The organism is Streptomyces sp. NPDC058877, from assembly GCF_042742855.1.
GTDB lineage: Bacteria > Actinomycetota > Actinomycetes > Streptomycetales > Streptomycetaceae > Streptomyces.
Genome location: NZ_JBHYMF010000071.1, coordinates 24439 through 34992 on the forward strand (window position 1 = coordinate 24439; position 10554 = coordinate 34992).

11 protein-coding genes and 1 riboswitch are annotated in these 10554 nt (G+C 71.1%); of the genes, 5 read left to right on the forward strand and 6 right to left on the reverse strand.

What is annotated here, in order from left to right; genetic code table 11:
• Nucleotides 1-97 precede the first annotated feature (97 nt).
• Nucleotides 98-760, reverse strand: coding sequence for an AAA family ATPase (locus ACFW2Y_RS18345; RefSeq protein ID WP_384879899.1), 663 nt, complete (start codon nucleotides 758-760; stop codon nucleotides 98-100).
• Nucleotides 761-921: 161 nt separating this feature from the next.
• Nucleotides 922-1022: riboswitch (glycine riboswitch) on the forward strand.
• A gap of 158 nt (nucleotides 1023-1180) precedes the next feature.
• Between ACFW2Y_RS18345 and gcvT the strand changes: the two genes are divergently transcribed.
• The 4 genes from gcvT (at nucleotide 1181) to ACFW2Y_RS18365 (ending at nucleotide 5589) form a co-directional block, all read left to right on the forward strand.
• Nucleotides 1181-2296, forward strand: a complete 1116-nt coding sequence (gene gcvT, locus ACFW2Y_RS18350) for a glycine cleavage system aminomethyltransferase GcvT (protein WP_384879902.1) — start codon at nucleotides 1181-1183, stop codon at nucleotides 2294-2296.
• A 77-nt stretch (nucleotides 2297-2373) separates the two neighbouring features.
• Nucleotides 2374-2751, forward strand: a complete 378-nt coding sequence (gene gcvH / locus ACFW2Y_RS18355; protein ID WP_384879905.1) for a glycine cleavage system protein GcvH — start codon at nucleotides 2374-2376, stop codon at nucleotides 2749-2751.
• A 31-nt stretch (nucleotides 2752-2782) separates the two neighbouring features.
• A complete protein-coding gene (gene glyA, locus ACFW2Y_RS18360; RefSeq protein ID WP_384879907.1) occupies nucleotides 2783-4042 on the forward strand; it encodes a serine hydroxymethyltransferase in 1260 nt (419 codons plus the stop codon).
• 161 nt (nucleotides 4043-4203) lie between these two features.
• Complete coding sequence (locus tag ACFW2Y_RS18365) at nucleotides 4204-5589, forward strand: L-serine ammonia-lyase (protein ID WP_384879909.1); 1386 nt, start codon at nucleotides 4204-4206, stop codon at nucleotides 5587-5589.
• Between the two features lie 151 nt (nucleotides 5590-5740).
• Here ACFW2Y_RS18365 and ACFW2Y_RS18370 read toward each other — a convergent pair whose 3' ends face one another.
• Nucleotides 5741-5956 carry an EF-hand domain-containing protein gene (locus ACFW2Y_RS18370; RefSeq protein WP_384879912.1) on the reverse strand — a complete coding sequence of 72 codons (216 nt, stop codon included), beginning with the start codon at nucleotides 5954-5956 and terminating at the stop codon, nucleotides 5741-5743.
• 74 nt (nucleotides 5957-6030) lie between these two features.
• Here ACFW2Y_RS18370 and ACFW2Y_RS18375 point away from each other — a divergent pair, with 74 nt between their 5' ends.
• Nucleotides 6031-6669 (forward strand): GNAT family N-acetyltransferase, encoded by a 639-nt coding sequence (locus ACFW2Y_RS18375; protein WP_384879914.1) that lies wholly within the window; start codon nucleotides 6031-6033, stop codon nucleotides 6667-6669.
• A 3-nt stretch (nucleotides 6670-6672) separates the two neighbouring features.
• On the opposite strand, the gene ACFW2Y_RS18380 is transcribed toward ACFW2Y_RS18375, so the two are convergent.
• The 4 genes from ACFW2Y_RS18380 to ACFW2Y_RS18395 all read right to left on the reverse strand — a co-directional run bounded on the left by ACFW2Y_RS18380 (nucleotide 6673) and on the right by ACFW2Y_RS18395 (nucleotide 10492).
• Nucleotides 6673-7854 carry a YncE family protein gene (locus ACFW2Y_RS18380; RefSeq protein ID WP_384879916.1) on the reverse strand — a complete coding sequence of 394 codons (1182 nt, stop codon included), beginning with the start codon at nucleotides 7852-7854 and terminating at the stop codon, nucleotides 6673-6675.
• Nucleotides 7854-8648 carry a polysaccharide deacetylase family protein gene (locus ACFW2Y_RS18385; RefSeq protein ID WP_384879919.1) on the reverse strand — a complete coding sequence of 265 codons (795 nt, stop codon included), beginning with the start codon at nucleotides 8646-8648 and terminating at the stop codon, nucleotides 7854-7856. Before ACFW2Y_RS18385 ends, ACFW2Y_RS18380 begins: the two co-directional genes overlap by 1 nt.
• Before the next feature lie 459 nt (nucleotides 8649-9107).
• A complete protein-coding gene (locus ACFW2Y_RS18390) occupies nucleotides 9108-9614 on the reverse strand; it encodes an ATP-binding protein (RefSeq protein WP_384879921.1) in 507 nt (168 codons plus the stop codon).
• Between the two features lie 110 nt (nucleotides 9615-9724).
• Nucleotides 9725-10492: an enoyl-CoA hydratase/isomerase family protein gene (locus tag ACFW2Y_RS18395; protein WP_384879923.1), complete on the reverse strand. Its 768-nt coding sequence runs from the start codon at nucleotides 10490-10492 to the stop codon at nucleotides 9725-9727.
• Between the last annotated feature and the right edge of the window lie 62 nt (nucleotides 10493-10554).

Here is a 10554-nt window from a genome sequence, read left to right on the forward strand (position 1 = left end):
TCCGCCTCCTTCCGCCGGGTCCGCCTCCTTCCGCCGGGTCGCCGCCCCGTCAGTTCGCCGCCCCGTCAAGTCGTCGCCCCGTCAAGTCGTCGCCCCGTCAGGCCGCCTCGCGGAAGCCGATCGCGCGGAGGGCGTCGGCGGCGGCCCGGTCGAGCAGGGTCGCCGAGGCGCAGCCGTGCGGCAGGCTGCCGGACTCGGCGGCCCGCAACAGCCGGCCGACGGCCCGGCGGTGGCGGGCGAAGGCGTACGCGGAGACGCCCCGCCCCCTGGCCCGCTGGCCGGCCCGCGCGGTGTCCGGGGTGACGTCGAGGAGGAGCAGGTGCAGGGCCCGGCCGCGCCGTCGCGCCTCGCGGGCCAGCCAGCCGCGCACCCATGCCTGGGTGCCGCAGTCGTGGACGACCAGCCCGGCGCCGGAGCGCAGGGCGCGGCGCAGTCCCGCGTAGTGCGCGAGCCGGACCAGGGGGCGGTAGAGGGCGTACGGGAGGATGCGGGGCATCCGGGCCTCCCAGCGCTCACGGGCGTCCTGGGAGTCGATGCCGAGGCCCTCCGCGGCGCGCTTCATCAGGGTGGACTTGCCGCTGCCCGGCAGCCCGGAGACGACCACCAGGTCACCGGGGGCGAAGGTGAGGGCGCGGGGGCCCCGACCGCCGCGTGCGCGCAGGTCCCGCAGCAGCCGGCCGCGACCGCGGCTCCGGGCTCGGGCCCGCTGGGACGGTATGCCGGTGCTCGTCGCGTACGCACCGGTGTGGTGGATCGTCATCGCCTTCCCCCTCCTCAGGTCTCCGGAGACCTGAGGAGACCCTTGCCCAGGAAGTGTAAAGAAAGAGTAATGAGGCACAAGCGATTTGCCCCGCCGACCCCGCATGCAATGATGTGCCCGCCAGGCGCGCACAGTCGCCGCACAATCGCATACCGGCCGCTCGAATCCGCGCGGGAGAGTTCCGGACCGCCGAGTGCGTCCGGGCGCCGAAGGAGCAAGACCCTCCCTTGAATCTCTCAGGCCCCGATACCGCGTGGATGAGGCAGATCTGAAAAGCGGGACGCCCCCGGTGTCCCCACCCAAGGTGCAAGCCGAGGATGCCCTCGGTGAACCTCTCAGGTTCCATGACAGATGGGGAGGACGTCCTCGCCCGTCATGTTTTCCCCACCGATCACGCCCTTGGGACCCGGGAGCCACCCCATGAGCACTGCCCCCCGTCTGACCGCCCTCGATGCCCTGCATCGTTCGCTGGGCGCGACCATGACCGACTTCGCCGGCTGGGACATGCCGCTGCGCTACGGCAGCGAGCGCGACGAGCACAACGCCGTGCGCACCAAGGCCGGCCTCTTCGACCTCTCCCACATGGGCGAGATCACCGTCACCGGCCCGCAGGCCGTCGACCTGCTGGACTTCGCCCTCGTCGGCAACATCTCCACCGTGGGTAACGGCCGCGCCCGCTACACGATGATCTGCCAGGAGGACGGCGGCATCCTCGACGACCTGATCGTGTACCGCCTCGGCGAGACCGAGTACATGGTCGTCGCGAACGCCTCCAACGCCCAGATCGTCCTGGACGCCCTCGTCGCCCGCTCCGAGGGCTTCGACGCCGAGGTCCGCGACGACCGCGACGCGTACGCCCTGATCGCGGTCCAGGGCCCGGAGTCCCCCGGCATCCTGAAGTCGCTCACCGACGCCGATCTGGACGGGCTGAAGTACTACGCCGGTCTGCCCGGCACCGTCGCCGGCCTGCCCGCACTGATCGCCCGCACCGGCTACACCGGCGAGGACGGCTTCGAGCTGTTCCTGAAGCCCGAGCACGCCGAGGCCGTGTGGAAGGCGCTGACCGGGGCGGGCGAGGGCGTCGGCCTGATCCCCTGCGGCCTGTCCTGCCGCGACACGCTCCGCCTGGAGGCGGGCATGCCGCTGTACGGCCACGAGCTGACCACCTCCCTCACCCCCTTCGACGCCGGTCTGGGCCGGGTCGTGAAGTTCGAGAAGCCGGGCGACTTCGTCGGCCGCAAGGCCCTGGAGGCCGCGGCCGAGCGCGCCGAGAGCGCGCCGCCGCGCAAGCTGGTCGGTCTGATCGCCGAGGGCCGCCGGGTCCCGCGCGCCGGGTTCTCGGTCGTCAAGGACGGCGAGGTCATCGGCGAGGTGACCTCGGGCGCCCCGTCCCCGACCCTCGGAAAGCCGATCGCGATCGCCTACGTGGACGCGGCGCACGCCGAGCCCGGTACCCAGGGTGTAGGTGTGGACGTCCGCGGCACCCACGAGCCCTACGAGGTCGTGGCGCTGCCGTTCTACAAGCGCCAGAAGTGACGCAGTCGTCTCACCCCGGGTCTCAGCCCGCGAGACCCGCGTACATCAGCACTCCCCAGATCCAGGAGAATCAGGTCATGAGCAACCCCCAGCAGCTGCGCTACACCAAGGAGCACGAGTGGCTGTCGGACGCCGAGGGCGGCGTCGCGACCGTCGGCATCACGGAGTTCGCGGCCAACGCGCTCGGTGACGTCGTCTACGCCCAGCTCCCCGAGGTCGGTCAGACCGTCTCCGCGGGCGAGACCTGCGGCGAGCTGGAGTCGACGAAGTCCGTGAGCGACCTCTACTCCCCCGTGAGCGGCGAGGTCGTCGAAGCCAACCAGGACGTGGTGGACGACCCGTCGCTGGTGAACACGGCTCCGTTCGAGGGTGGCTGGCTGTTCAAGGTGCGCGTCGCGGAGACGCCGGACGATCTGCTCTCCGCCGACGAGTACACCGCGTTCTCCGCCGGCTGAGACCGGGCCCGAGACCCCTAGGGATCGATTCATGTCGCTTCTGAACACTCCCCTCCACGAGCTGGACCCGGACGTCGCCGCCGCCGTCGACGCCGAGCTCCGCCGTCAGCAGTCCACCCTCGAAATGATCGCCTCGGAGAACTTCGCTCCGGTCGCCGTCATGGAGGCCCAGGGCTCCGTCCTCACCAACAAGTACGCCGAGGGCTACCCGGGCCGCCGCTACTACGGCGGCTGCGAGCACGTCGACGTGGCCGAGCAGATCGCCATCGACCGGATCAAGGACCTGTTCGGCGCCGAGTACGCCAACGTCCAGCCGCACTCCGGCGCCTCCGCCAACCAGGCCGCCCTGTTCGCGATCGCCCAGCCCGGCGACACGATCCTCGGCCTGGACCTGGCGCACGGCGGCCACCTCACCCACGGCATGCGCCTGAACTTCTCGGGCAAGCAGTTCAACGTGGTGGCGTACCACGTGGACGAGGCCGGTCTGGTCGACATGGCCGAGGTCGAGCGCCTCGCCAAGGAGCACCGCCCCAAGGTGATCATCGCGGGCTGGTCCGCCTACCCGCGCCAGCTGGACTTCGCCGAGTTCCGCCGGATCGCCGACGAGGTCGAGGCCTACCTGTGGGTCGACATGGCCCACTTCGCGGGCCTGGTCGCCGCGGGTCTGCACCCGAACCCCGTCGAGTACGCGGACGTGGTCACCTCCACCACGCACAAGACGCTCGGCGGACCGCGCGGCGGCATCATCCTGGCGAAGAAGGAGTTCGCCAAGAAGCTGAACTCCTCGGTCTTCCCCGGCTTCCAGGGCGGCCCGCTGGAGCACGTGATCGCGGCCAAGGCCGTCTCCTTCAAGGTCGCGGCCTCGGAGGAGTTCAAGGAGCGCCAGCAGCGCACCCTGGACGGCGCCCGGATCATCGCCGAGCGGCTGGTCCAGGACGACGTGAAGCAGCACGGCGTCTCCGTCCTGTCCGGCGGCACCGACGTGCACCTGCTCCTGGTCGACCTGCGCGACAGCGAGCTGGACGGCCAGCAGGCCGAGGACCGCCTCCACGAGGTCGGCATCACGGTCAACCGGAACGCCGTTCCGAACGACCCGCGCCCGCCGATGGTCACCTCCGGCCTGCGCATCGGCACGCCGGCCCTGGCGACCCGCGGCTTCGGGGCCGAGGACTTCGCCGAGGTCGCCGACATCATCGCCGAGACCCTGAAGCCCGGCTTCGACGCCGAGGCGCTGAAGGCCCGGGTGACCGCCCTTGCGGACAAGCACCCGCTGTACCCCGGCCTGAAGTAATTTCGTACCCTTTTGTTCCAGGGTTCGTTCGTACGAAAAATCCGGGGCACCGCGCACACTGGACAGTGGGCGCGGTGCCCCGGCCCTTTCCCGCCCCTTCCTGCTCGTTCTGCGCCACCCCGGCAGACAACGGCGTCTAGCCCCCCACAAGGAGTCCTCCCGTGGCCATCTCGGTCTTCGACCTGTTCTCGATCGGCATCGGCCCGTCGAGCTCCCACACGGTGGGCCCCATGCGTGCGGCCCGGATGTTCGCCCGCCGGCTGAAGAACGAGGGCCTGCTCGCCCACACCGCGGCGATACGGGCGGAGCTGTACGGCTCGCTCGGCGCCACGGGGCACGGGCACGGCACCCCGAAGGCCGTCCTCCTCGGCCTGGAGGGCAACTCGCCCCGCACCGTCGACGTGGAGACCGCCGACGACGAGTTCGAGCGGATCAAGACGAGCGGCCGGATCAACCTGCTCGGCGCACACGAGATCCCCTTCGACTTCGACGCGGACCTGATCCTCCACCGGCGCAAGGCGCTGCCCTACCACGCCAACGGCATGACCGTCTTCGCGTACGACGCCGAGGGCGGCCTCGTCCTGGAGAAGACCTACTACTCCGTCGGCGGCGGCTTCGTCGTCGACGAGGACGCGGTCGCCGGCGAGAATCCGATCATCCCGGACGACACCGTCCTGAAGTACCCCTTCCGCACCGGCGACGAGCTGCTCCGCCTCACCAAGGAGACCGGCCTGTCGATCTCCTCCCTGATGCTGGAGAACGAGAAGGCCTGGCGCACCGAGGAGGAGATCCGCACCGGCCTCCTGGAGATCTGGCGCGTCATGCAGTCCTGCGTCTCGCGCGGCATGTCCCGGGAAGGCATCCTGCCCGGCGGTCTGAAGGTCCGCCGCCGCGCCGCGACCTCCGCCCGCAAGCTGCGCTCGGAGGGGGATCCGGCCGCGCACGCCATGGAGTGGATCACCCTCTACGCGATGGCCGTGAACGAGGAGAACGCGGCGGGCGGGCGGGTGGTCACCGCCCCGACCAACGGCGCGGCCGGCATCATCCCCGCCGTCCTGCACTACTACATGAACTTCGGGTCCGGCGGGGCCTCTCCGGAGGAGAAGGAGGACGGCGTGGTCCGCTTCCTCCTCGCGGCCGGCGCGGTCGGCATGCTCTTCAAGGAGAACGCCTCGATCTCCGGCGCCGAGGTCGGCTGCCAGGGCGAGGTCGGCTCGGCCTGCTCGATGGCGGCCGGCGCGCTCGCCGAGGTCCTCGGCGGCTCCCCGGAGCAGGTGGAGAACGCGGCCGAGATCGGCATGGAGCACAACCTGGGCCTGACCTGCGACCCGGTCGGCGGCCTGGTCCAGATCCCGTGCATCGAGCGCAACGGCATGGCGGCGGTCAAGGCCGTCACCGCGGCGAAGATGTCGATGCGCGGCGACGGCAGCCACCTGGTCTCCCTCGACAAGGTCATCAAGACCATGAAGGAGACGGGCGCCGACATGAGCGTCAAGTACAAGGAGACCGCCCGGGGCGGCCTCGCGGTGAACATCATCGAGTGCTGAGTCCGACCGCGGGACCACTGCTCGATCCGCTCCGTCGCGCGGAGCGGAGTGCTGCGCGGACGACCCGCCGGATGCTCCGCCGGCGGGCGCTCGAACGGGAGGGCCGGTGACCGGGCCCGAACGCCTCCCGGACGCACTGCGGGCCCCCGTCTCAGGCCTTGTTGAGGTGGGACCAGAACTCGTCCCAGGACAGGACGCCGTCGCCGTTGTCGTCGCGCTGCTTGATGAGCGCCTCGGCGACCGTCTCGGTGACGTTGAAGTCGCCCAGCTGCGCCATGACGTGCTTGAACTCGGCGGCGGTGATGAAGCCGTCGCCGTTCACGTCGAACCTGTTGAATGCCGTGCGAGCCGACTCGATGTCCGCCACTGCTTCCGCCCCTTCTCGGTGCTTGTCTGACGGGGGCCAGAGTAACCGGCCCGGCCCGGCCCGATCATGGGGGCATGAACGATGCGTTGGCAGGGGTCCTGAAGGCGGCGGCGGGCGGGGAGTTCCCGCCCCCGGACGGTTCGATCACGGTGGTGCCGCAGCCGAGTCGACGGGACGCGGGCGTGCTCGCCTTCACCGCCCACTCGGTGGTCTTCGCGGACCTCGACCCGGAGTGGATACGGGCCGAGCTGGCCGCCACGCCGAGCGATCCGCTCGCGGCCAGCATGCACCCGCGCTTCCTGGCCGCCCTGTTGGGCCGGACCGGCCGGCGGATGGACACGATCGACCTGCTCACGGTGGCCGACACGCTGCCCGGCCCTCCCCCGTTGGAGCTGCGCGAGATCGACGATCCGACGCACCCCCGGGTGGCACGGGCGCTGGCGTTCCGGGACGAGGTCCGGGTGTGGGCGACCGACGGCGGGGTGCTGGTGCTGGGCAGGGGCGTCGCGGGCCGTTGGGAGGCGGCCATCGAGGTGGACGAGGGGGTGCGCCACCGCGGGCTGGGCCGGGCCCTCGCCACCGCCGCCCGCCATCTGACGCCGGACGGGGTGGTCTGGGCCCAGCAGGCCCCCGGCAACGCCCGCAGCGTCCGGACGTTCCAGGCCGCGGGCTACCGCCCGGTGGCCTCGGAGGCCCTGCTGGTCACGGACTGAGCCTCAGCGGAAGATGCCGGTGTGGCCGAGGGAGTAGCGGCCCGGCTGGGGGTAGACGGCGAGGCCGTGGGGGCCGCTGCCGACCGGGATGCGGGCGAGCTGCTTTCCGGTGGTCGTGTCGATCGCGTAGACCTCGGAGTCGTAGCGGCCGGACAGCCACAGGACCTTGCCGTCGGCGGAGACGCCGCCCATGTCGGGGGAACCCCCGTCCGGGAGCCACCACTTCTTGGTGAGCTTGTCCTGGGCGAAGTCGAAGACGGAGATCGAGCCCTCGCCGCGGTTGGGGACGTACATCTCGCGGGAGTCACGGCTGATGTAGAGGCCGTGGGCGCCCTTGCCGGTGGGGAGCAGGGTCGGGGTGGTGAACTTCTCGCCGTCGAGCACCCACATGCCGTGGGCCATCATGTCGGCGACGTAGAAGGTCTTGCCGTCCGGGGAGATCTTCACGTCCTGCGGCATGGCGCCTTCGAGGGGCAGCTTCTGTTGGCCGATCACCTCCATCTTCTCGGTGTCGACCTTGAGCAGTTCGCCGGAGAACTCGCAGGAGACGATGAAGTAGCGGCCGTCCGCCGAGAAGTCCGCGTGGTTGACGCCGTAGCAGCTGACGGGAACGGTCTTCTTGCGTTCCATGGTGTGCGGGTCGCGGAAGACCAGTTCGCGGTCGAGCGAGGCCATCACGACGGCGTACTTGCCGTTGGGCGTGAAGTAGAGGTTGTACGGGTCGTGGACCTCGACCGGCTTGCCGGCGATGCCGGTGGCGGGGTCGATGGGGGTCAGCGTGTGGCCGCGGTTGTTGTTGACCCAGAGGGTCTTCATGTCCCAGGAGGGGACGACGTGTTGGGGCTGGATGCCGACCGGGATCGTCTCGATCACTCGGTAGGTGGTGGGGTCGATGACCGAGACGGTGTTGGAGTTGGTGTTGGGGACGTAGACCCGGGAGGGGAAGTCCTTGACCACCGGGGAGAGCCGGTTGGGCCGGTCGGCGGCGTAGAGGTCGTTCGGGTCGAGCGGGGGCGGCATGCCGGGGAGGCCGACGGGGGCTGCGGCCGGTCGGGGGACGGCCGGGGCCGCGGCCTTCTTGACGGGCGTCGCGCCGCCGCCGGGGTCCGCGGTGCCGCAGCCGGCGAGGGTGGCGAGGAGGGCGGCGGCGAGGAGGGTCCTGGTTCGTTTCGTGAGGTGTGGCATCAGCTGAACAGCTCCGTGGTGGTGACCGCGCTCAGGCCGCGGCGGTCGAGGTCGGCGAGGAGGAGGGGCAGCGCGGCGGCGGTGTCCGGATAGCCGAAGTGCAGGCTGACGACGGAGCCGGCGCGGACCGGCCCGGTGGCGTTGCGGACGATCGCCGCGGGACCGGGCGAGGTGAAGTCAAGGGAGTCGACGTCGTACGAGAGGACGTGCGGGTATCCGGCCCGCCGGGCGGCACGTAGGACGGCGGGTGCGGCGTGTTGCGCGCGGGAGGGCCTGAACCAGGTGCCGGGGGAGCCGGTGAGCCGGCGCAGCCGGGTGGCGCATGCCTCGATCTCGGCGAGGGCCTCGGCTTCGGTCATGGCGTTGACGTCGACGTGGCGCTGGGTGTGGTTGCCGAGTTCATGGCCGCCGTCGAGGATGCGGCGGGCCATCTCGGGGTGCTCGTCAAGCCAGCTGCCGACGGCGAGGACGGTGAGACGGGCGCCGGCCCGCTCGGCCCGGGCAAGGAGTCCGGTGGCGAGGGCGGGGTCGCCCTGGCCGTGGAAGGTGAGGGCGACCCGGGGCCGGTCGCGGGGGCCGTGGGTGATCTCGTCCGGTTGCCCGGGGAAGCGGCGGGGAGCGGGGGCGGGGCCCCTCGCGGCGGGATCCGGCGCGGCGGGGCTCTGGGCGGCGTCAGCGGGGGCCCGGGCGGCGGGGGTGGGGCGCGGCTCCGTGCCGCAGGCGGTGGAGAGGGCTCCCACCAGGGCGGCAGCCGCGCCCGCCCGGAGGGCTCCTCGGCGGTCGGTCGGCTTCACCCGACCATTCAAAGGGGCACGGTGCCCGATTTATTACGATTAGGCCAATTCAGGACGTTTGCAGGCAGATGGGATGAGTCCAGCATGCGGACGACCCCAGGAACCAGCCAACAAACCGCATAGCCATTCACTGTTTACAAGGCAGGTGCTACACGTCACCAACGATTCATTGTTAACCTGTCCGCTTTTGCACCATCTTGACCCACTAGGCACTTTTGGCAGGAAGGCCCCCTGTCTGCCATAGTCGGGAACACGACCTTCCATTGACCCGGGCCAGGTCGACAGAACTGCCGTGGATACACCCCCCCGTCCACGGCGCATCACACGGAAGCCCCCACGCGCCCCACCACGGCGCACGGGGGCTTCCGTGCGTGTGACATCAGCTGCCCCGCACCCGCCCTTCCGGGCCGGCGCCCCGCACCTCGGGACCTCCGGGGGGCACCTCGTGAAAAGCCGTCTTCAGGACCGGTCCGCGACCCTCATCTCGAACCAGGTCGTCTTGCCGCGCGGCGCCAGGTCCACGCCCCACCGATCGGCGAGCTTGTCGACGAGGAAGAGGCCGCGGCCACTCACGTCGAGCTCGCGCACGGGCATCAGGCACGGCAGTCCGCGCGAGGGGTCACGCACCTCGATCCGGATCCATCCGCGCCGCCGCTGTAACCGCAGGGCGAAGACCCGGGCACCGGTGTGCCGGACGGCGTTCCCGACCAGCTCCGAGACCAGGAGCACGACGTGCTCCGTGATCTGCGGACCCAGCGCCCACTGCCGCAGCACCACGTGCTGGGTGAGCCTGCGGGCCACCCAGGCGGACTCCGGGCGGGACGGCAAGCGGACGTCCTCCTCGGCCGGATTGCCGTACAACTCCACTGCTTCGGCGGCCTGTTCGTCCTCAGGGGTCGGCACCCACCGCGCTGGGGCGGCGCTCGCACGCTGCCTCGGTTGTTCCCTACCCTCCAGGCCCGCCATGCCCCCATCATGGCCGCACGGAGCCGTTCGCGGGGGCCGTTCCGGTGGAATCGGCCCCCGACGGGATCAGGAAGCGGGCCCCCGGGCGGCACCCGGGGCCGGCTCCCCCGTCAGACGAACTTCGCCTTGCCCGGGCCCTCCTCGACGAAGCTGCGCATCCCGCGCTCGCGGTCCTCGGTGGCGAAGAGTCCGGCGAACCAGTTCCGCTCGATCGCGAGGCCGGTGTCGATGTCCGCTTCCAGACCCTGGTCGATCGCCTCCTTCGCGGCCCTCAGGGCGACCGCGGGCCCCTGGGCCAGCTTGGCCGCCCAGGCGTGCGCCTGCGCGTACACCTCGGCGGCCGGCACCACCCGGTCGACCAGACCGAGCGTGAGGGCCTCCTCCGCCTTGACCATCCGGCCGGTGAAGATGAGGTCCTTGGCCTTGGAGGGGCCGACGAGCCGGGAGAGGCGCTGGGTGCCGCCCGCACCCGGGATCAGGCCGAGCAGGATCTCCGGCTGGCCCAGCTTGGCGTTGTCGGCGGCGATCCGGTAGTCGGCACAGAGCGCGAGCTCGCAGCCGCCGCCGAGCGCGTACCCGGTGATCGCGGCGACGACCGGCTTGGGGATGCGGGCGACGGCGGTGAAGGAGTCCTGGAGGGCACGCGAGCGCTTGACCATGGCCACGTGGTCCATGACCTGCATTTCCTTGATGTCCGCGCCGGCCGCGAACACCTTCTCGCCGCCGTAGAGGACCACGGCCCGCACGTCGTCGCGGTCGGTCGCCTCCTGGGCCAGCTCGCGCAGCCGGTCCTGGGTGGCGACGTCCAGGGCGTTCATCGGGGGGCGGTCGAGGCGGATCGTGCCGACGCCTTCGGCGACTTCGAGGTTCACAGTCATGGGAGGAAGGTTAGTGGCCGTTAACGGGGACGGGCCCGGTGCTGTTGCTCACAGCACCGGGC

Excerpts from the sequence above, each read along its gene's own strand:
- ACFW2Y_RS18390 (WP_384879921.1), bottom strand. The coding sequence starts at position 9,614 with ATGGCGGGCCTGGAGGGTAGGGAACAACCGAGGCAGCGTGCGAGCGCC.
- ACFW2Y_RS18345 (WP_384879899.1), bottom strand. The coding sequence starts at position 760 with ATGACGATCCACCACACCGGTGCGTACGCGACGAGCACCGGCATACCG.
- glyA (WP_384879907.1), top strand. The coding sequence starts at position 2,783 with ATGTCGCTTCTGAACACTCCCCTCCACGAGCTGGACCCGGACGTCGCC.
- ACFW2Y_RS18395 (WP_384879923.1), bottom strand. The coding sequence starts at position 10,492 with ATGACTGTGAACCTCGAAGTCGCCGAAGGCGTCGGCACGATCCGCCTC.
- gcvH (WP_384879905.1), top strand. The coding sequence starts at position 2,374 with ATGAGCAACCCCCAGCAGCTGCGCTACACCAAGGAGCACGAGTGGCTG.
- ACFW2Y_RS18375 (WP_384879914.1), top strand. The coding sequence starts at position 6,031 with ATGAACGATGCGTTGGCAGGGGTCCTGAAGGCGGCGGCGGGCGGGGAG.
- gcvT (WP_384879902.1), top strand. The coding sequence starts at position 1,181 with ATGAGCACTGCCCCCCGTCTGACCGCCCTCGATGCCCTGCATCGTTCG.
- ACFW2Y_RS18380 (WP_384879916.1), bottom strand. The coding sequence starts at position 7,854 with ATGCCACACCTCACGAAACGAACCAGGACCCTCCTCGCCGCCGCCCTC.